Source organism: Thiocapsa sp. UBA6158 (assembly GCF_002423035.1).
GTDB lineage: Bacteria > Pseudomonadota > Gammaproteobacteria > Chromatiales > Chromatiaceae > Thiocapsa.
This window is the reverse complement of record NZ_DIUM01000110.1, coordinates 1-20,142: the sequence shown is the minus strand read 5'-3', so window position 1 is coordinate 20,142 and position 20,142 is coordinate 1. Positions and strand designations below refer to the sequence as shown.

Sequence of the window (20,142 nt, the reverse complement as noted above, 5' to 3'; positions counted from 1 at the left end):
ATTGAGGCTTCGGAATTTGGTTTCACTCGCATCTCTTAAAGGAACCCGGATCATCGCCGACTTCCAATAGCTTGAGAGGTAAGAACCATGACCGATTTCTTGGGGCGCTGGACAAGCAAGAGCGAAGAGAACAAACAACTCGTAGCCCAAGAGCTACTGATCGCCGAGGTCACCGAAATGATCTGGTCTGCCATGCAGACCGGGGGAATCACCAAGACCGAGTTGGCAAATCGTCTTGGCTCGACGAAGGGATACGCCTCCCAGGTACTGAATGGGTCACGCAATATGACCCTTCGCACCCTGTCGGATATCTGCTATGCCCTGAATCAAAAGCTGACGATAACAATCTCGCCGCAATGCCTCAAATCTCAAAAGATGATCCGTCGCTGATTTCTCTGTATCGAATCAGGCTGTAAAACGATCTCCACCTCGCCCCAGCAAAGCGAAGAGACTCAGACGATTTCGAAGGGCAATAACCATGACAGATCTTATAAGAACCTTCGAAGTCGGCGGATTTCGCGCTCTCGCCGATTTGCGGGTCAATGGCTTCGGCAAAGTCAACTTGGTGACCGGCAAGAATAATTCGGGTAAATCTTCGCTATTGGAGGCCATCCGAATTCTCGTCACCGGTGGCTCGCCGGAAACAATCTATGACATCCTCGATTACCGCGAGGAGCTTGGTTCCGCGGGTGATGCAGAGCGCCTTTATTCCCCAACTGATTTGGAGCCATTTTGCAATCTCTTCAACGGATTTCCTGACCTAGCAAGATCCGCGAAAGGTTTCTCGATCTCGGCAGTAGGCTCCTTGCCTGAATCTATTTCCCACATCAACGTCAGCATCAATTGGTTCATCAGGAAGACTGATTCAATAGGACCGTCGTCAAGATACGAACCGGCATCAAACGATGCCTTGGACGACGTTGACAGTTTCCCCGCCCTACAGATTCAGATCGCAGCAAGGACGCGAGTCTTACCAATGGACAGATTTCGGCGTAGGTACGCTATGAGACCGGAATCTGATGCTGCCTCTCGACCCTGCATCTATCTCGATCCCTTCAGTTCTCGCTCTACGAGCCAGATGGGCGCCCTGTGGGATGCTATTGCGCTGACGGACGCCGAGCAGGAGGTTGTCAAGGCTTTGCAGGTTATCTCCCCGGAGATACAGGCTGTGTCGATGGTTGCAAAGGATGGCAGGTCCAGTTCAAGGAAGGCGATCGCGAAAAGTAGCTTGTATCCCGAGCCGCTACCTTTGCGGACGTTCGGGGATGGCATGAATCGTTTGTTCGGGGTGGTCCTGTCGCTCTGCAATGCTCGTAACGGTGTCTTGCTTGTCGATGAAATCGAGAATGGCCTGCACTACTCGATCCAAACCGACATATGGCGCACTGTCTTTCGTTTAGCCAGGGACCTGAACGTCCAGGTGTTCGCTACGTCTCATAGCTGGGATTCCGTGCGCGCCTTCCAGAAGGCGGCGACCGAAAGTCCTGAGGACGGGGTGCTAGTTCGGCTATCCAGAAAGGACGACCAAATCATCCCGACGCTGTTTACGGAAAGGGAGTTGGAGATCGTGACACGCGATCAGGTTGAGGTCAGATAGGCCATGGCCGGAACGCGTGTTCTGATGGTCGAAGGCCCGGATGACGCGCATGTCGTCAAACACATCTGCGGTAGGCGGAAGCTCGGCGAGATCGAATGCATCAAGCCTTATGGCGGCAAGGATGCTTTGATTGATGGCATCGGTGTTCGCCTCAAAGAGAGTGACATCGGAGCGCTGGGCATCATTCTGGATGCCGACACCGACCTTCACGTTCGATGGCAGTCGGTGGCTGCGCACCTGCTGGCCGCCGGTTACGGAAATGTCCCGACTCGACCTGAGCCCGATGGGACCATCATCGACTCGCCGGCGAACTCCCTGTTGCCCCGTGTCGGCGTCTGGCTCATGCCGGACAACAAACTGCCCGGCATCCTCGAGGATTTTCTCACCTTCCTGATTCCGGATGGAGATGACTTGCTCACTCATGCAGATCAGGCGATCGCCAGCATTCCAGAAGGGCAACGTCGATTTTCAGACACGAAAGTGGCAAAGGCACGTATTCACACCTGGCTCGCCTGGCAAGACGAGCCGGGCAAGCCCTTTGGACAGGCTATTTCAGCACGGTATCTCGACCCTCACATGCCCGCAGCGAATGTCTTCGCGAGTTGGTTGGAAAGGACATTTTTTTCGTGACTCTGCACAAGAGAAAACTCATCGAAGTTGCCCTGCCGCTGGAGGCGATCAACGAAGAAGGCTCCCGTCGCAAGCGAAAGGCGCCCGCTGGCTATCCAACGACATTACACAAATGGTGGGCGCAGCGCCCCATAGCTGCAGCACGGGCGGTCATCTTCGCGCAGATGGTCGATGACCCCTCGGCGCATCCGGATCTGTTCCCAACGGAGGCGAGCCAAGAGAAGGAGCGGCAGCGGCTGTTTCGGATCATCGAGGACCTTGTGCTTTGGGATAACACCAATAACGAGACCGTAGTTCAGCAGGCACGCGACGAGATCTGGCGGAGTTGGCGCTACACCTGCGCCGAGAACGCTCACCACCCGAATGCGATAAGGTTTTTTGATCGCCACAAGCTACCGGGGTTTCACGATCCCTTCGCCGGCAGTGGCGCTTTACCACTTGAGGCTCAGCGGCTCGGCCTGGACAGCTACGCCTCCGACCTCAACCCGGTGGCGGTGCTGATCAACAAGGCGATGATCGAGATCACTCCCCGGTTTGCCGGCCAACCGCCGGTTCATCCCGGTAAGCTTATTGCCAGCAAATCGGGGAAAGATCAAGGCCGGTTGTTCAAGCGTGAATGGAATGCGGCGCAAGGCCTCGCCGAAGACGTTCGCTATTACGGGCAGTGGATGCGGGACGAGGCGGAGCGGCGGATCGGGCATCTCTACCCCAAGATTGAGGTCACGGACGACATGGTCGATGACCCGGTGAATCCGCGGCCGGATCTGAAGCTTTATCTTGGCCAGAAGCTGACCGTGGTTGCCTGGTTGTGGGCGCGCACGGTCAAGAGTCCGAATCCGGCTTTTGGGGATGTCGATGTGCCGTTGGTCTCTACCTTCATGCTCTCCACCAAGGTGGGCAAGGAGGCTTACGTAGAGCCGCTCGTCAAAGGCAGTGATTATCGGTTTACAGTGAAGGTGGGCAAACCAACCGATGCTGAGGGATCGAAACTAGGCACGACCGTCGGTAAACGCGCAGCCTTCCGTTGCCTGATGTCTGGCGTTCCAGTCACGTACGATCATATCCGCCAAGAGGGCAAAGCCGGGCGCATGGGCGCGCGGTTGATGGCCATCGTTGCCGAAGGCAAGCGTGGGCGGATTTTTCTCTCTCCGACGAACGACTCAGAAGACATTGCGCTGACTTTACAGCCAACCTGGAAGCCGGAAACAACGCTCCCGCTTAACCCGCGCGATTTCAAGACGCCGAACTATGGCTTGACATCTTTCGCCGACCTCTTCACCGCCCGGCAGCTTATAGCGTTGACGACCTTCGCCGATCTCGTGGCCGAGGTAAACGCGTTGGTCAAGTACGACGCGCTGGCTGCCGGACTACCTGACAATCAACTCACCCTCCAAGACGGCGGTGCAGGTCCGGCAGCCTATGCTGAAGCGGTGTGTACTTATCTCGCGATGGCTCTGAGTCGACTGGCAGACTATGGCTCTTCAATTGCCACTTGGCGCCCGAAAGACAACGCGATGCGTTCGACGATGCCCAAACAGGCGGTTCAGATGGCCTGGGACTACGCCGAAGGGTCCCCGTTTGGAGACTCCAGTTCTGGTTTTTTAGCGTGCGTTCAGGTCGTTGCGAAAGTTATTAATATTGCGCTCACGGGAGGGTTCGGTAGTGCGTCTCAAGCTAGCGTGCAGGATGTAGTGCTTGCGAAAGATGGCGGGGCAGTGGTGAGTACGGACCCACCCTACTATGACAACATCAGCTATGCGGATCTTTCGGACTTTTTCTATGTCTGGCTGCGCCACTCCCTAAAGCCTTTCTACCCTGACCTCTTCGCCACCCTCGCAGTGCCCAAGGCTGAAGAATTGGTTGCCACGCCATATAGGCACGGGAGCAAAGAAGAAGCTGAGACCTTCTTCCTCAAAGGAATGACGCTGGCGATGCATCGACTCGCCGAGCAAGCACATCCAGCTTTTCCGGTGACCATTTATTACGCCTTCAGGCAGTCGGAGAGCAAATCCGACCTCGGCACTGCCAGCACCGGGTGGGAGACTTTCTTAGATGCCGTGGTTCGCGCTGGCTTCGCGATCACTGGTACATGGCCAATGCGTACCGAAGGCGATAACCGTCAAATGGGCATCGGCAACAATGCCCTCGCCTCCAGCATCGTACTCGTCTGTCGCAAGCGCTCCGCCGTGGCCCCGATCGCCACCCGCCGCGAATTCATCACCGCACTCAAGACCGAGCTACCCGCCGCGCTCGCTCACTTGCAACGGGGCAACATCGCCCCGGTGGACCTCGCCCAAGCGGCCATCGGCCCCGGCATGGCGGTCTACACCCGTTACGCTCAAGTGCTCGATGCCGAGGGTAAGCCGCTGCCTGTGCGCGCCGCACTGACTCTGATCAATCAAACCTTGGACGAGGCGCTTGCCGCGCAGGAGGGCGACTTCGACGCGGATACCCGTTGGGCCCTGACCTGGTTCGAGCAGATGGCCTTCAACGAGGGCGAGTACGGCGTCGCCGAGCAGCTCTCCAAGTCCAAGAACACCAGTGTCGCAGGGTTACAGCAGGCCGGAATCCTGGTCTCCAAAGCCGGAAAAGTCCGCCTGCTGAAACCCGCGGAGTTTCCTGTCGACTGGGATCCGACGACCGACAAGCGCCTCACCGTCTGGGAGATGGTGCACCAACTCATCCGCGCGCTCGAGTCCGGCGGCGACACCGCGGCGGCGGCACTGGTCGCCAAGCTCGGCAGCAAATCCGAGACGGCACGCGAGCTTTGCTATCGCCTCTACACCCTCTGCGAGCGTAAGAAACGCGCGAACGAGGCCATGGCCTACAACGCCTTGGTGCAGAGCTGGCCCGAGATCGCCAGACTGGCGCGGGAGATCGGTAGCACGACACCTCAGGGTACTGGGGATCTGTTCGATGCCCCCTTGTCGTGATGACCCGTGGGTCGTACCGGTTGGCCGTGGGTGTCCGCTCGATCCGATGCGCGGGTGACGGTCGGCACCGCTTGCGGTCGATACAGGAGAGCGTTTCATGCATCAGGTCTTGAATCTCGATGAGACCGTTCTCGCCCGGTTCTGCGAGAAACATCATATCCGCCGTCTGTCGCTGTTCGGCTCGCAGTTGAAAGGAATGGCACGGACCGACAGCGACATCGACCTGTTGGTCGAGTTCGACCCGGAGCATATCCCCGGTTTGCTGGGGATTGCCGGCATGGAGATCGAGTTATCGGGCCTCCTCGGGGGGCGGCAGGTCGATCTGCGCACGGCGGCGGATCTGTCTCATTTCTTCCGCGACGAGGTCGTGCGCACGGCCGAGGTGCAATATGCAGCCTGAGGACAGCGTTCGCATTGGCCACATGATCGAGGCGGCCGAGGACGCACTGGGGTTCATCGCGAATCGTCCCCGTGCGGATCTGGATTCCGATCGAATGCTGCTGTTCGCGCTGGTGCGCGCGGTCGAGATCATCGGGGAGGCGGCGAGCAAGGTCTCGGAGCAGACCCGCAGCGCCCACGCCGAGATCCCCTGGAAGGCCATCATCGGCATGCGCAATCGTCTAATCCATGCCTATTTCGACATCGATGCGGACATTCTTTGGGTCGCCGTTACCGCGGAGATCCCCGCACTGCTGGCGCAGCTCAGGACACTCACAGGGAAACAGTAGAGCGCAACATGGCCATCACCAACTACGAACGCGTCGGCAAATCACTCACCCTGCTCAAGGCCGGCCTCGGGCCGTTTGTCGAGCGTGAGCTGAAGGCCAAATACGGCGAGGGCTGGGCCTTCGAGGCCAAGGATATTCTGGCCGACACCCGTCTGAACGACGGCAAGAGCGATCCCACCGGGGACGTCGCCGCCATGCTGGTGATCATGGATCGCAAATGGGGCGAGGTCTTTCGCCATATCCTCGGCAAGGCCGAGCGCAGTCTGGTCAACGAGATCATCAGTGTGCGCAACCGTTGGGCGCACCAAGAACTCTTCTCCGGCGACGACGCCTACCGTGGGCTGGACTCCGTCGAGCGTCTCTTGTCCGCCGTCTCCGCCCCCGAGGCCGAGGATGTCGACAAGATGAAGATGGAGCTGCTGCGGGTGCGCTTCGACGAACAGGCGCGCGGGGAGAAGCGCAAGTCGGCCGGGATTGCCATCGAGAGCGGCGCGAGCGGCAACCTCAAGCCCTGGCGCGAGGTGGTGATGCCGCACGAGGACGTCGCGAGCGGGCGCTATCAGCAGGCCGAGTTCGCTGCCGACCTCTGGCAGGTGCATCTCGGCGAAGGCACGCCTGAATACCGCGACCCGGAGGAGTTCTTCCGTCGGACCTACCTCACCGAGAGCCTGCGCGCGATGCTGATCGGGGCGCTGCGCCGATTGATCGTCGGCGACGGCGACCCGGTGATTCAGTTGCAGACCAACTTCGGCGGCGGCAAGACCCACGCGATGCTGGCGCTCTATCACCTGGTGTCGGGCATCCTCGGGGCGGGTCTCGCCGGCGTCGATGCCCTCATGGCCGCCGCCGGGATCGACCGTCTGCCGACGGCGCGGCGCGTCGTACTGGTCGGCAACAAGATCTCGCCCGGCAACCCCTCGGTGAAACCCGACGGTACGGTGGTGCGCACCCTCTGGGGCGAGTTGGCCTGGCAACTGGGCGGCCCCGAAGCCTATGCCCGCGTCGCGGCCGACGACGCGAACGCGACCAGCCCCGGCGACGTGCTGCGCGAGCTGTTCAACGACTACGGCCCCTGTCTGATCCTGATCGACGAGTGGGTCGCCTACGCCCGCCAGCTCCATGATCAGAGCGATCTGCCGGCCGGCGGCTTCGAGACCCAGTTCAGCTTCGCCCAAGTGCTGACCGAATCGGCCAAGCTGGCGCGCAACTGCCTGCTGGTCATCAGCCTGCCCGCGTCCGATACCTCGGGCACGGCCCATTCGCACTCGGACGATGTGGAGGTCGGCGGCACCCGCGGGCGCGAGGCACTCGACCGGCTGCGCAATGTCGTGGGACGGCTCGAATCCTCCTGGCGCCCGGCCACGGCGGAAGAGGGTTTCGAGATCGTGCGGCGACGCCTGTTCCAGCCGATCACCGATCCGGTGCACTTTAAAGACCGCGACGTGACCGCACGCGCCTTCGCCGAGCTGTACCGCACCCAGCAGGCCGAGTTTCCGCCGGAGTGTCGCGAGACCGGCTACGAGCAGCGGCTCAAGGCCGCCTATCCGATTCATCCCGAGGTCTTCGACCGGCTCTATACCGACTGGTCGACCCTGGTGAAATTCCAGCGCACCCGCGGCGTGCTGCGTCTGATGGCCGCCGTCATCCACAGCCTCTGGGAGAAGGGGGACCGCAACCCGCTCATCCTGCCCGCCAATGTCGCCATCGACGACGCGCGCGTGCAGTCGGAGCTGACCCGCTATCTCTCCGACAACTGGGTGCCGGTGATCGAGAAGGACGTCGACGGCCCCAGCTCCCTGCCGCTCAAGCTCGACAGCGAGCTGCCGAATCTGGGCAAATTCTCGGCCTGCCGTCGCGTGGCGCGCGCGGTTTACATGGGCTCTGCACCGACCACGGCGGCTGCGCACAAGGGCATCGAGGACCGGCGCGTGAAGCTCGGCTGCGTCATGCCGGGCGAGTCTCCGGCGGTGTTCGGCGATGCCCTGCGCCGCATGGCTGCCGCCGCGACCTATCTCTATCAGGACGGGCCGCACTATTGGTATTCGACTCAGCCGACCGTGACCAAGCTCGCCGAGGACCGTGCCGAGCAGTTCAAACGCGAGCCGGACAAGGTTGCCCATGAGCTGGAGCAACGTCTGCGCAAGGATCTGACCGACAAGGGTGCCTTCACCCGCATCCATCCGATGCCGCAGACCAGCGCCGATGTCCCGGACGATCTGGACGCACGTCTGGTGGTGCTGGGCATCGGTCAGCCCTACGCCAAGACGCCCGACAGCGCCGCCGAGGTCGCCGCCAAGGCGATCCTGGAAACGCGCGGCACCAGCCCGCGCCTTTATCGCAATACCCTGGTCTTCCTGGCCGCGGATAAGACCCGCCTGCAGGATCTCGACGAGGCGGCGCGCAAATACCTGGCCTGGCAGTCCATCCTTGCCGACCGCACGCACCTGGATCTGACGCCCTATCAGGTCACCCAAGCCGAGACCCAGCGTGGTGTGGCCGAGAGCACCATGCTCGCCCGCATTCCGGAAACCTACCAATGGCTGCTGGTGCCGGTCCAAGCGACCCCGCAGTCGCCGGTCACCTGGGAGGCAAGCCGCTTGAGCGTCCCGGACGCCTTGGCCGTGCGGGTCAGCAAGAAGCTGCGCTCCGACGAGCTGTACCTGACCAGCTTCGGCGCCACCCGCCTGAAGATGGACCTGGACCGGATTCCCCTCTGGCGCGGCGATCATGTCGAGGTCAAGCAACTGGTCGAGGACTTCGCACGCTATCTCTACCTGCCGCGTTTAAAAGACCCGAGCGTGCTGCTCCACGCCATGAGCGACGGGGTCAACCTGCTGACCTGGGTTCAGGATGGCTTTGCCTTCGCCGACGGATACGATGCCGAAGCAGGCCGTTATCAGGGTCTGCGCGCGGGGCAAATGCTGACCTTGGTCGACAGCCAAGCGCCGGGGCTGTTGGTCAAACCCGACGTGGCCGCACGTCAGATGGATGCCGAGCGTCCGACCGCCCCGGAGCCCGGGCGGACTGATCCGCACCCCGGCGGCGTGGACAAGCCGACGGTGGTCGCGCCCGAGAAGCCCACGCCGGGCGAGAACACCCCGCCCCCGGCGGCGGCGAAGCCGAAGCGCTTCCACGGCACCGCCCTTCTCGACGCGACCCGCGTCGGGCGCGACGCCGGGCGTATCGCCGAAGAGGTCATCGCGCATCTGGATGGTCTCGTTCATGCCAAGGTGACGGTGACCATCGAGATCGAGGCCGAGATGCCCGACGGCGCGCCGGATCAGGTGGTGCGCACGGTGACCGAGAATTGCCGGACGCTGAAGTTTACGAGTCAGGGGTTCGAGCAGGAGTAGCACAGCGGGTAAAAGCAGGGCTCGCCCGAGGTGCGCGAGATCCGAGGCGGAGATCTTCGTGCGGATCTTCGTGCTCAACCTTGAGCGATCGAGCGGCGGGTAAGCGAGGGGAAGCGCCAGCTCGACCGGGGGTTTGCCGTTTGGCAGGATCTCAGCCGATGGGCTACCGTTCCTTTACCCCTGCGGAGCGGGTCGAAGTCGGGTCGAGACCATCGTCTCGAACAGTCGCGTCTACCCACCAAGCCGCGGGGGTCATCTTCTGCCATGTCGCCGATGCCGCCTGAGATTTGATGCGGCCGATCAGAAGCCCGTTACGTGACGGCCTTTCTCCGCCTGGTCTTCGGGCGGACCGGCTCCACGGCGGTTTCGGTGCCGTCTTGGGCCTTCCAGCGGGCTACTCGGCTGCGCAGATGCTCCAGATCCTTGACCATCTCGTCCTGGCGCTTGCGCAGGCGGGTGTTCTCGCTCTCGCCGGCCTTCACGTCGCGGGTGAGCCGATCGACCTTATAGGCAAGGGCGTCGTTCTCCCGGTTCAGTCGCGCGACCTCCTCCAGCGCCTCCGCCAGCGTGCGGTTCAGCTCCGCGATGCTCGCATCGGCCTTCTCGTCACGTAACGGGATGGCCGACGCCTCGGCGAGTTTTGCCCTCTGGCGCTCCCGGTACAGCTTCTGGCGTTCGGCGGCCGTCATTGCTGCGCCGGAGGGCTTCCGGCCACGCGGTTTCGGTGTCTGGAGGGGTGCGGTCATGACGTCACGTTACGGTAATTCGAGGTGTCCCGATTATGCGTTACGTGACGGGAAAGGCAAGGCCGGATCGGTCAGCCCGTGTCATTGCAATCCGTTCCCAGCTCGCGCGAACGCTTCCCGGGCGCACTAGTGCGCCCTCGGGGACGTTTACGTTAGGGTGTGACATAGACGTGCGGCGATGCTCGGAATTCTCCCCGACGGGCAAGATCCTTCACCCGTAGACGCTTCAGTGCCCCGGTCGATTCACCGCCTGAACGTTTCGATTTCGGCCAAATCTATCAGACGTTCGGGGGTACTCATGTGCGCCCGAGCAGGGGGAGCGCGTCGGCGATAGGGGCAGTACCCGACCAGCTCCTGGTGAGATAAGAGCCTAACGGCGACATGCTGAGCGTGCTCGCCGACGCGTCGTCCCGCTGCGCCCGGCCGCGATGCCGACTCATCTCGATAGTCGTTGTTCAACATAATCCCAGGCCGTGTTTAGCGCTTTTGCAGACCCGGTCAAATCGACCCGAAAGGTCACTGCGTTGCTCAGACGCACCATCATTAGACGACCTGCCTTGATTCCCCGAAGCGCCTGCGTTGATAGCGCCAGATTCCAGCAGTTGTCACTACCCGTGATGGCTTCCCCGATTCCGCTTTGGACCAAATTATCATCCACCTTGATTTCAAACTGCATTGAACCGAGTCCATGTGAATCGTAGTTACTCGTGCATGCAACAAGCCGAGCCGTACTGCCGTCAAGCGGGAAGTTGACACCGATTCCATCTTCCGAATACGAACCGCTCGGTCCCACCTGCGCCGCATTCCGATCCGACGTCCATCCTCGCAGAGTTACATTCCGTCGTTCAGACGCCACCGACGATGGGGAAATCGCAGATGACGCGTTGTGCGGCTCCCACGGCGATGTGGATGATCCCGTGGGTTCGGATCGAGCTTTTGTAACGATCGCAGAACGGAGACTCTCAACGTCCCGCTTGGCACGGTTGAATGCGTCATCGTAATATCGGTAGCTCCCACATCGCCGATTGTAATCGTCGACCATCGCGTTGAAACGATCGATTTCCGAGTTGGTCGTCGCCAACGGACGCTGTGCCTCGATCCAAATGTCTTCGCGCAGGCACCACCGGATCTCGGAAACATTGAGATGATGGCCCGTGCCGATGGGCGGGAATTTGAATTCGAGGCTTGGGACGCTTTGAGTTGCAGCTGTCGGCGCCGTGTTGCTCGGAGTAGAAGTCCGTGTTCCGGCGTTTTCGCTTTGACTATTGTCGATCAGGTCAGCCAGCATCACAAAAATTACAAAAACACCAATGAGCCACAGCACACCCTTCAACACCGAAGGTGGTTTTTGTCCCTTGGCCTTGTCGGTGGTGGTGCCGGCGCGTTCTGTATTTTTCGGTGCGGGTTGCGAGGTGGTTCGGGGAACCGTTGTCGTCGCGACTGTCGAGCGCGGTCCGGGGCTAATCGGACGTTGCGGCTCGAGTGTGCCTACTTCCGCAACGTGATCGGACCTAGGCGGATTCGACACCTCGACGATTGCCGAAGTGTCCACCTTGGACACCAAAGACGACAATCCGGAAAACCCCACGGCATTTTCCCGTGCCCGCCGATCGCCTGAATCGCCGCTTACCGCTTCCATACCCTTCAAATCAGCAGGTCGCTGGCGCTCGAAACGCCTCGCTTGAGGACAGTCCTGAGGACGGCTTCAAGTACGTGGGCGTTGTCGTCATCCTGATAGGAAAAATGCGCCGACACCTTCTTCTCGTCCTTCTTCGCCACATAGAATCCGCCGTTTGCACCGCCGATGACGACCTCGCTCCATCGACAACGAACCTTAACGTTTTCCGAAAATAGGTGTGGACGTTTTAATTCGACTCCGAAGTCGTCAAATGATGCCGTTGCAAATCGATACTTCTCCCCATGCTTGAACCCTTCGAGCATTTCCATCAGAAGCCGTGAACCTACTGCCTTCCAAAGCCGCTCGACGAATTCGCTGTAGATCCTCCCCTCTTTGAGCTCGACACGGATCTCACCAGTGGTCGAACCGACAACAATCACGTAGGTGCTGCCGGTGGAAACGCCGTTCACGGAATGCCGGGTTCCTACCCAGCGGACACGGGAGATCTGCTCGAGCGGCATGCGCTGGCTCTTCCACTCGACGCCGTCGGGAGAGATCTTGATCTTGTGCTTGAACAATCCGCCCGATTCGGCTTCGTAGGTGATCTCGCGTCTCCATCGAGCGTCTCGGGCCTTGTTCTGATGCAGAAGCGTGGTCCGTTCCTCCGCGATCCGATCCAGGACCACCGCGTCTTTCGTGAGCTGCTCAAGGACTTCGTCAACTTCGGCAAAGACGTCCTGAAGAAGTCCGGTCAACCGCCGAGCGATATCGAGATGATCATGCCGGTTGAACAACTCGATGGCCAAGTCCCGAACATTGCCCGCGAGCGCATGACTCTCCGCGTGGTCCAAGCCTTGACTGCGGGCTGCGAGCTGAATCGGCTGCGCCACGAAGTCCCAGTTACGGACCACGCGCTCCAACTCGGACACCAAAGAGGTTAAGGCCGCCGAGTCCTCCGCTTGGCCGGCTGCCGCTCGAATCGTCTCGACGAGCTTCTCGACATTCCCGGTCTCCTGCTCGAAAAACGCCTGTGCTTCGATCTGGTAACTATCGACTAGATCGTGCATCAAGATCGGCCCGTGGGCCTCTCCGTTGCGAGTCCCGGCGGCAACCGCCCGGGTGATGACGGTGACGAGATCGACGGTGGAGCGAAGATTTAACGCGTCCTTGAGCGCGGCGCGAAAAGCCTGCCGCCGCTCCTGCAGCTGCTTTTCCAGAACTTGCGAGTCGGCGACCGGTGGGAATCCTGCGACTCCGCGATCCTCGTTGATCCATGTCATGACCTCCCGGGGCTCGATCGACTCATGCGCCCGGGCGAGTTCGAGGATCCAATCGGCGATTTCGTCGGTGCCGAGGCGTTCCGCTCCTGCGACCAGACCCTCGGCCAACAGATTCGCGCGCGCCAAAGCGGGCAGACCAGGCAGGTCCCGAACACCGATGGGATCGGTCCTCAGCCGGTCCAACGCGTCATGGACCCGCCCGGGGGCAAGCCCGGGGAACCAGCCGAGCTCGGCCGTCAGCCGTTTGATCGGGTGGACCAGCTGGGCCCGCGCATGCATCCATGAGTCCTCGTCCGACAGGAGGTTCCTTTCTTCCGCCAAGCTCTCGATCCGGTGGCGATCATCACGCGTCGTGGCCCCGAGCACGAAAAACGGATTCTGCTCGATGTCCATGGTTCAGTTCGGTTCCCAAACGAATCCGATCGGGCGGGTCGATCCGTCCTGCTCGGCGGGCGGAAGGCGCGCAATGGCTGCATCCATGCTCGCCTGATCCAAGGCGTGGTTGCCGGATCGCGCAGCCAGTCGTGCTGCCTCGCGAACGGCGAAGGCAGCGTCGGACAAGGGCCGCCCGGTCAATGCCTCGACCGCGCCGGTTACCGCGAAGGCCGGGGCGACCGGGATCTTCGCCAGGAGCGCCAGCAGGAGCGAATGGACCTCCTCTTGCGAAGGCATGCCGACCTCGATCACATGATCGAAACGCCCGCGGCGCAGGATCGCCGGGTCGATCATCTCCAGGCGGTTGGTCATGCCGATGACCAGCACCTGCCGATCCGTCGCCTCCGGGATCCGGCGCAGAAACTCGGCGACTTCCTCGACATGATGCAGCCCTGTCGCGGCATGCAGCTGTCGGTCCGACAGATAGGACTCCATCTCATCAATGACGATGACCGCCGGCGATGCATCCATGGCTTGGTCGAACACCTCCGAGACCTTGCGACTGGTCTCGTGGATGTACGGACTGGCCACGGTACTCGAATCGATGTTGAACAACGGCCAGTCCAGAAACTCGACCAACCGCTCGACGGCGAAGGTCTTCCCGCATCCCGGTGGCCCATGCAGCACGATTGCCGTGGGGAAATGGATCCCGAGGGCTTGATACCGCTCGGCATGGGCAACGATATCGATGACATGCTCGTTGAAGAAGGCTTCCAGATGCGGTCGGCCGGGGAGCCGGAAGACCCGCGCGGCGTTTGCAGACGCTGCGGTGCTCTCGCCATCCGGGTCGGAGTCCCTGCGATCGACTCGCGCTTGGGCGTCGGCTGCCCTGCGGGTTCGGACACCTACGAGCGCGCCGGCCGTGAAGCCGCCGCTATCGTCCGATACGGCCAAGCCGCCGGCCTCGACCACGTCTTTCACATCCGCCTTCGGCAACCAACCCAGCAAGCTCGCCAACCGCCGGAACGAGGTGGCGGATACCGCCACGCCGCCAGTCAGCCACCGGCCGAGCAGAATACCGTCGTCCAACGTCTCCGACACTGTCCAAGTCGGCAGGAGTCGGGACAGGCGCTCCAAATAGATGGCATCCTGCAATGGCACATCCGGCGCGATCAGCCGTGTCTCGCGCAGGCTCACCGAGAACGCGAGTGCGTCGGCCTTGGTGTCCGGTGACGTGAAGGCATCGACGGGGGCCAGTGTTTGATCGGGTCCCGAGTGGATGGCCGCGTACGACACGGACTCGAAACCGAACGGAATGAAGGCCGACTCCGACAACAGACCGCAGGAGACCCACCGCTCCGCCAGCGCCGCCGTGGCGACAAACACCCGGTTATGTCGATCGACCCGATACAGTTGCCAGTCCTGACCACACCCCTGGAGCGCCCCGAGCCGCGTCCCGTCGGGCAACGCGTAGCGCATCGGCAACCATCGCTCCCTGTGCATCACTCACCCCAAGATGATGTTGACCGCATCGAACATCTCGCTGTCGCTGCCAGCGTAAACCTGGATCTGCGCGAGCTGCCCGACGACCTGACGCAAACGGCCCATGTCGTCGGCGCCGATCGAGGCCGTACCCTCTGAAACCAACGCATTGAATTGTTTAAGGTCGGAGAAGTGGTAGGGGTGCGATGCCATGTGTCGGAATTTCTCGACCACGAACCAATCCTGGCGCCAGAGGATCTCGAAACACTTACTCCTCAGCTCGTCCATATAGGTCTCGAAGCCCTTGCCGTTGTGTTCGATCTCCCGTTGAGCGGTGCGCAGCAGGTTGTCGAAACTGCGCTCCTCGGAGGGGCGGGCGTGCTCCCGAACGTGCGCTTCGAACACATTCGCGATGCCGTCCAGCTCGATCCGACGGATGTCTTTGAGGTGCTCTTGGCGCACCTGCGCAATCAGGCGACGCGCCGACCACAGATTCTGGTCGGCCTCCAGCACTTTCTCGTGATCCGGCTCTTCCGGGTCCAAGTTCACCGCCTGTTCCAGCTTGTCGCGTGCTTGGTCAAGCTTGGGGTGATCCACGACCTCGTTGATCTCGTTCAGACGCTTGAGGGTAGCATCACCCTCCTCGGACATTCGGACCGCGGCGGTGGAAAAATCGATGAGTCCGGCTTGCCGCGAATAGAAATTGTGCCCGGCTTGGGTGGAGTTAAACGTACCGCCGATGCTTGGAATGGAGATTTCCAAAACGATGTTGCCGGAGTCAAGAACCTCGAAGTCACAAACCAGGTCGGCGCCCGCAGGGATAACGCCATCATCAAAATCCGAGCCGGCGATCTTCATGGTCCCGATAAAGCGGTTGTCGTGAATCGGATCCTCGATGTCCCCTTCCCAGAGCTTAAAGTTGAGAGACCCTGTCGCACCCGCCTTGAGTGACTCGGTCGACTTGAGTTTACAGCTACCCTTGACGGGCAGACGCCCCCCCGCACGAACCAACCAACGCAAGACGGTCCGACCGCCGAGCTTCTCAAGGGTCTCGAGTCCGATCGAGTAGGAAGCGGGGATGCCGTCGACGGTCGCCGTGGTCCGGGTGATGAGGATCTTGTCCTGCTCCAGCGTCACGGGTCCACCCGCGGCATCGAACACAAACACCTTGAAGGCGTTCTCCCCGTCTTTGGCCAATGTCACATCGATCGATGCCCCGTTCGCGAGCGGGATGCGACCCGAGGTCCAACCCGTCTCGAGGCTGTCGATCTGGAACTCGGCCCCGGCAATCACCATCCCGGAGAATTGAACCAGGATCTTCGCGCGTGGTTCGGGGGTGCGCGCGAGATAGTTGAACGAGACATCCAGCTTGCCGGCCGACGAGAGCTTGCCGCGATTGCTCTTACGCCCTCGGCTCTTCGAACTCCAGTCGATGGACTCGGCAAAGAGCGCGGCGCCTTCGGCGACCGCCGTCATCGGGTTGACCTCGGTGCTGGCGGGAATTCCAAGCTCGAACGAGACCTTATCCCGAAGCGGCCTATAGTGGGTCGGCCCGCCGACGAAGACGATTCTCTCCATATCGTGTGCGCTCAAGCCGGCTTGCCCGAGCGTCTCGCGGGCCGCCTCGACGGATTGCACAATCTGGCTGTCGATCAGCCGATCGAGGGCGCTTCTGTCCAAGGCGATGTCGAGGTAGATTTCCGACCCTGCTTGGTCGCGGATCCGCGTCTCGGTTTCCGACAGGTTGATCACGGCCTCTTCGCGTGACGAAAGCTCGATCTTCGCGCGCTCCGCCGCCCATGCGGAAAGCCGCATCAGGGTCTTATAGGTCGGGTTCGCGGACAGATCTTCCGGTAGATCGAAGTTCTCGAACAGCCAAGGCTTGACGACATTATCGACCAGCAACCGGTCCCAGTCGCGACCCCCACACATGGCGATGCCGCCGTGCGCCAAAAGCGTGACGCGTCCCGCAAGGCTTTCCGCGATAGCGACGTCCAGCGTGCCTCCGCCAAGATCGTAGATCACGAAGGCGCCGTCCGTCTTGCGAGTCCGCATCACGCTCATGACCGCGGCAACGGGCTCTTGCATCAGCGCTACCTTACCTACCCCTGCCAGTTCGGCAGCATGCATGGTCGCGTCTTTCTGCATTTGATTGAAGGCGGCCGGGACGGTGATGACGGTGCCGGTCTCGGGATCGTTGCGCAGCTCCTCCGGAAGATAGCCGAACAGGACTTTCAGCACCTCGGCGGAGCACTCCTCGGGGGTCATCGTAAGATTGACCGCCGGCATCGTGACGGGTGTGCTCGTGCCCATGAAACGCTTGAAGAGCATCGCCGCGTTGTCCGGGCTATGGGGTGCCGAATCGTAAGCGCGCTTGCCGATGTGCTTATTGCCGCGCCGATCAAGGTAGATGACCGACGGCGTTACGTCATTTTGTTCGGGACTTTTCCAGATCCGAAGGTCCTCGCCGTTGTAGGAGCAGACGGCACTGTTGGTGGTCCCCAAGTCGATGCCGACATAGGTTTTCATGTCTCCATCCTCCGCAGCGTCACGGTACCTGTTCTGATGATGCCTTCGGGACCCATGACGATCGGCTCGATCATCTGATCGACAACCAGGGCGTCCCCCGCGTCGAACTCCTCGATGTTCAAGGCCGTGGCTGCCATCCCGGGATCGAATGGATGACCCTCGATGTTGACGAATCGCATCCCGGCCTCGCCGAGCGACTCCTCCATTCGGCGCTGAAACCAGCGAAACTGGGCCAGGTACCGCTTCTGCTCACCCGCGTCGAGCGCGCTCAGGGCTCGCTCGAACAGCCGACCGAACCTCCATGAATCGACGGCCATATCGAGTAGGCACTTCGCCAGATCCGGCTGCCCGCCAAGTGGGTTTCCCTCTGCCATCTGAACGCGCTCCATTACTGTTCGAAAGGGACAACCGTTGGTGCTGGGACAATCCGGAGCGTGCCGACAATGGTTCGAAGTGTCGCGCGAAGCCCGAACGCCGGATCGTGCGGCGCTCGCCGAGACCGTCGGGTGCGGTGAGCGCACCCAAATCAGCTACGGTCAACTATCCACCGTCAGGACGTGCCTTGCGCCCAGTACTGTTGTCATTCAAAGGCAGTAGCCAAGCTGCGGAAACGTCGCCGAAAGCTCCGGCGATAGCCTCGGCTTTATCAATGCCAGGGCACCGAATCCAGCGCTTGAAAGTCGCAAGCCGTGAGGGAGTGACAAGTCCGGCGGCCCGATCGGACAGATCGGTATGGGAGAGTGAATGCCCTTCTCCCGAATCCGCCTGCCGATCAGTCTGGTGCGGTTTGCTTCCATGGCTGGTTATCCTTTGCTTGGTCATGCCGATGCGGAGACTATCAAGCCGTACACTGCGCAATTATCGCTAGTTCCGATCGCATTCTGCGGATCGACATGCAAATGTTGATCCTGCGTGTCTTGCGTTGATGCCGAAGGAGTCGGCCCGTCTCCTGATGCCGCACGATTCGCCAGCGCCGGTTGCGCCTTCCATGGCCGGTTCCCGCTAACGTTGCGCTGACGCGATAAACCGGATCCGAACCACGGTCGCGTCCTCGGGGACGGCGAGGAGCGGATGCCTGCCGCACTGACTACCAAGGTCATCAGTTGCCACGGCTTGGCCGCAAGCCTCGCAGGAGCGGAGCACGAGCACCGCCTGGGGACCGATGCGATTCTCCAGCGCTTCCACTCGGCGTGTTAGGGCGATAGACATATGCGGGCTCCTGATGGGTCTGGCTTTGGACCGATGGATCGCTGCGGCAGGTCGGCGAGGATTTCATGGAGCCTCGTCATGGTGAGCTTGCAGCCGAACAAGTCGACGGTCTGCTCGGGGTCTTCCCGTGCTTCTTCCAAGGTCTTGACACGCTTACTCAGTGGGCTTGCCATTGGCTGCGGCCTCCAGCGCTTCGATTCGGTGGATCAGTTCATCGGTCTCGACGATACGCGCCAGACTTCCGATGCCGCCCAAAATGCGGGCGCCTTGCTCGGGCGTCACTTTGCCCTCGCCGAGGGCCGCGAGGACCGAACGACCGGCTTCGGACAGACCGCCGGCCAGCGGGAGCGCGACGGCGCAATCCAGCGGCTTCAGGGCCGGCAGGGCACGATCCATGATGAGTTTGGCCGCAGTCGTGTCACCTGCTTGTGCTTGCGCGATGAGACCATCCACGATCCCCGGCAGATTGTCGCGGATCTTTTGGCGAAGGGCCGCTTCAGTGTCGGTGCGGCGCGGTCGGCCGCGGGGGTTGCCGGATTTACCTTTTTGAAATTGCATCGGGTTTTTCTCTGTTGTTTCTGGGCTCGATCAGAGGGTGCGCTCGTGGGCCGGCTCTGTCTTTGAAGTGGTCATTGTCTCGCCTCGTTGCTCGGTGATCGCAGGGGTAGCGCCTTAGGGTGTGATTCGGGGTTACGGGTCCGAGCGGAGAATCCACGCGATCCACCTCAGGGTGTCCAATACTTCGCCGTCGGTCAGGTCGGGAGCCAGCCGCACGCCGACGCGCCCGCCGTCGAGCGCGGTTAGCTCGGCGAGCAGGTGAATCGCGCCTTGGTCCACCAGGGCGGCGCGTAGACGCATCGCCGGGTGAAGGGGCAGCGTCGGAAGCTCGGGTCTCGGCGGGGCCGATGTGGGCCGTTTTTCGCCTTTTTCCGCGGGGCGATCCTTCCCCGCTGCGGGGCGCGGCTCGAATGATCCACACCGGCGCCAATGGGCAAGGCCGGCTGCGCGCTTGTTGGCGACCGAGCAGAACCCGAACCGCATCTCCTTGGATCGCGCGCAATCCACGCAGCGCACGGGGGGCGGGCCCAGGGGCCAATCGACCGGGGGCTCGGGCCGGTACCGCGGTGGCGGGTTCGTGACGTAACCGCTGCCGAGGCGCGACATCCAGCCGGGGTTGCGCTCGTCCTCGTCGAGCGAGTAGTCGTTCGTGTCGCTCATTTTGAAACCTCCCGGATCGTGGCGCGGCGGGTGCGGATCTCGGCTTGCCGTTCGGCCTGCGCTTGGCGATCGACCCACCATTGGCGGAAGATCGAAACCGCTTCGTCCCAAGGAAGGCCCGCAACCTCTCCGAACGAGCTTTCATCCGATCCCCACGCGCAATAGAACTCGTCGGCGGCGATGTAGGGGCGGCGCGGGTATCCGTGTTCGTCGCGAGGGATCGGCGCGGGGTCGGGCTCGACCAGGGTGAACGTGGGCTTGGTAGTGGTCATGGCTGATGCTCCCGTAGGCCGATGTCTTCGAGCCAATCGGCGCGACTCGACAAAAAGCCCAGCAGTGCGCGCTTGCGACGGCGGATAACGGGGAGGTAAAGCGCGGGGGTGTCGCCCAACACCAGCAGCGCACCATCATCGTCTGCGGCTAGGAGCCTGTCCGACTTGTGTT

16 protein-coding genes are annotated in these 20,142 nt (G+C 61.5%); 8 read left to right on the top strand and 8 right to left on the bottom strand.

The annotated features are described in order from the left end of the window. Positions 1–87 precede the first annotated feature (87 nt). The 7 genes from B4N44_RS15215 (at position 88) to B4N44_RS15185 (ending at position 9,241) form a co-directional block, all read left to right on the top strand. Entirely contained in the window at positions 88–390 is a 303-nt protein-coding gene (locus B4N44_RS15215) for a helix-turn-helix domain-containing protein (RefSeq protein ID WP_296702495.1), read from the top strand. An 88-nt stretch (positions 391–478) separates the two neighbouring features. After that, positions 479–1,597 (top strand): AAA family ATPase, encoded by a 1,119-nt coding sequence (locus B4N44_RS15210; protein WP_296702492.1) that lies wholly within the window; start codon positions 479–481, stop codon positions 1,595–1,597. Between the two features lie 24 nt (positions 1,598–1,621). Further along, positions 1,622–2,227 (top strand): DUF3226 domain-containing protein, encoded by a 606-nt coding sequence (locus B4N44_RS15205; RefSeq protein WP_296702489.1) that lies wholly within the window; start codon positions 1,622–1,624, stop codon positions 2,225–2,227. Then, entirely contained in the window at positions 2,224–5,160 is a 2,937-nt protein-coding gene (locus tag B4N44_RS15200) for a DUF1156 domain-containing protein (protein WP_296702486.1), read from the top strand. The genes B4N44_RS15205 and B4N44_RS15200 overlap by 4 nt, the downstream gene beginning before the upstream one ends. Before the next feature lie 97 nt (positions 5,161–5,257). Then, entirely contained in the window at positions 5,258–5,560 is a 303-nt protein-coding gene (locus tag B4N44_RS15195) for a nucleotidyltransferase family protein (protein ID WP_296702484.1), read from the top strand. Beyond that, a complete protein-coding gene (locus B4N44_RS15190; protein WP_093189477.1) occupies positions 5,550–5,888 on the top strand; it encodes a DUF86 domain-containing protein in 339 nt (112 codons plus the stop codon). The genes B4N44_RS15195 and B4N44_RS15190 overlap by 11 nt, the downstream gene beginning before the upstream one ends. 8 nt (positions 5,889–5,896) lie before the next feature. Beyond that, a complete protein-coding gene (locus B4N44_RS15185; protein ID WP_296702477.1) occupies positions 5,897–9,241 on the top strand; it encodes a Swt1 family HEPN domain-containing protein in 3,345 nt (1,114 codons plus the stop codon). A gap of 311 nt (positions 9,242–9,552) precedes the next feature. Here the strand turns inward: B4N44_RS15185 and B4N44_RS15180 are convergent, their stop codons facing one another. The 6 genes from B4N44_RS15180 to B4N44_RS15155 all read right to left on the bottom strand — a co-directional run bounded on the left by B4N44_RS15180 (position 9,553) and on the right by B4N44_RS15155 (position 17,645). Then, positions 9,553–9,930, bottom strand: a complete 378-nt coding sequence (locus tag B4N44_RS15180; protein ID WP_296702475.1) for a hypothetical protein — start codon at positions 9,928–9,930, stop codon at positions 9,553–9,555. Positions 9,931–10,423: 493 nt separating this feature from the next. Continuing rightward, positions 10,424–11,626: a hypothetical protein gene (locus tag B4N44_RS15175; protein WP_296702471.1), complete on the bottom strand. Its 1,203-nt coding sequence runs from the start codon at positions 11,624–11,626 to the stop codon at positions 10,424–10,426. Positions 11,627–11,631: 5 nt separating this feature from the next. After that, a complete protein-coding gene (locus B4N44_RS15170; RefSeq protein ID WP_296702469.1) occupies positions 11,632–13,278 on the bottom strand; it encodes a hypothetical protein in 1,647 nt (548 codons plus the stop codon). Positions 13,279–13,281: 3 nt separating this feature from the next. Further along, positions 13,282–14,739, bottom strand: coding sequence for an ATP-binding protein (locus tag B4N44_RS15165; RefSeq protein WP_296702466.1), 1,458 nt, complete (start codon positions 14,737–14,739; stop codon positions 13,282–13,284). A 27-nt stretch (positions 14,740–14,766) separates the two neighbouring features. After that, positions 14,767–17,271: an Hsp70 family protein gene (locus B4N44_RS15160; RefSeq protein WP_296702463.1), complete on the bottom strand. Its 2,505-nt coding sequence runs from the start codon at positions 17,269–17,271 to the stop codon at positions 14,767–14,769. Further along, entirely contained in the window at positions 17,268–17,645 is a 378-nt protein-coding gene (locus B4N44_RS15155; protein ID WP_296702461.1) for a hypothetical protein, read from the bottom strand. The genes B4N44_RS15160 and B4N44_RS15155 overlap by 4 nt, the downstream gene beginning before the upstream one ends. A gap of 913 nt (positions 17,646–18,558) precedes the next feature. Between B4N44_RS15155 and B4N44_RS20025 the strand changes: the two genes are divergently transcribed. Continuing rightward, positions 18,559–19,104 carry a hypothetical protein gene (locus B4N44_RS20025; protein ID WP_422664317.1) on the top strand — a complete coding sequence of 182 codons (546 nt, stop codon included), beginning with the start codon at positions 18,559–18,561 and terminating at the stop codon, positions 19,102–19,104. A gap of 66 nt (positions 19,105–19,170) precedes the next feature. On the opposite strand, the gene B4N44_RS15145 is transcribed toward B4N44_RS20025, so the two are convergent. Then, entirely contained in the window at positions 19,171–19,698 is a 528-nt protein-coding gene (locus tag B4N44_RS15145; RefSeq protein WP_296702457.1) for a hypothetical protein, read from the bottom strand. Continuing rightward, on the bottom strand, positions 19,695–19,970 hold the full coding sequence (locus tag B4N44_RS15140; protein WP_296702454.1) for a hypothetical protein: 276 nt from the start codon (positions 19,968–19,970) through the stop codon (positions 19,695–19,697). The genes B4N44_RS15145 and B4N44_RS15140 overlap by 4 nt, the downstream gene beginning before the upstream one ends. Positions 19,971–20,142: the final 172 nt, after the last annotated feature.

Coding starts and splice junctions, on each gene's coding strand:
- B4N44_RS15215 (WP_296702495.1), top strand. CDS start 88: ATGACCGATTTCTTGGGGCGCTGGACAAGCAAGAGCGAAGAGAACAAA.
- B4N44_RS15210 (WP_296702492.1), top strand. CDS start 479: ATGACAGATCTTATAAGAACCTTCGAAGTCGGCGGATTTCGCGCTCTC.
- B4N44_RS15205 (WP_296702489.1), top strand. CDS start 1,622: ATGGTCGAAGGCCCGGATGACGCGCATGTCGTCAAACACATCTGCGGT.
- B4N44_RS15195 (WP_296702484.1), top strand. CDS start 5,258: ATGCATCAGGTCTTGAATCTCGATGAGACCGTTCTCGCCCGGTTCTGC.
- B4N44_RS15190 (WP_093189477.1), top strand. CDS start 5,550: ATGCAGCCTGAGGACAGCGTTCGCATTGGCCACATGATCGAGGCGGCC.
- B4N44_RS15185 (WP_296702477.1), top strand. CDS start 5,897: ATGGCCATCACCAACTACGAACGCGTCGGCAAATCACTCACCCTGCTC.
- B4N44_RS15180 (WP_296702475.1), bottom strand. CDS start 9,930: ATGACGGCCGCCGAACGCCAGAAGCTGTACCGGGAGCGCCAGAGGGCA.
- B4N44_RS15175 (WP_296702471.1), bottom strand. CDS start 11,626: ATGGAAGCGGTAAGCGGCGATTCAGGCGATCGGCGGGCACGGGAAAAT.
- B4N44_RS15170 (WP_296702469.1), bottom strand. CDS start 13,278: ATGGACATCGAGCAGAATCCGTTTTTCGTGCTCGGGGCCACGACGCGT.
- B4N44_RS15165 (WP_296702466.1), bottom strand. CDS start 14,739: ATGCGCTACGCGTTGCCCGACGGGACGCGGCTCGGGGCGCTCCAGGGG.
- B4N44_RS15160 (WP_296702463.1), bottom strand. CDS start 17,271: ATGAAAACCTATGTCGGCATCGACTTGGGGACCACCAACAGTGCCGTC.
- B4N44_RS15155 (WP_296702461.1), bottom strand. CDS start 17,645: ATGGCAGAGGGAAACCCACTTGGCGGGCAGCCGGATCTGGCGAAGTGC.
- B4N44_RS20025 (WP_422664317.1), top strand. CDS start 18,559: ATGGTGAGCTTGCAGCCGAACAAGTCGACGGTCTGCTCGGGGTCTTCC.
- B4N44_RS15145 (WP_296702457.1), bottom strand. CDS start 19,698: ATGAGCGACACGAACGACTACTCGCTCGACGAGGACGAGCGCAACCCC.
- B4N44_RS15140 (WP_296702454.1), bottom strand. CDS start 19,970: ATGACCACTACCAAGCCCACGTTCACCCTGGTCGAGCCCGACCCCGCG.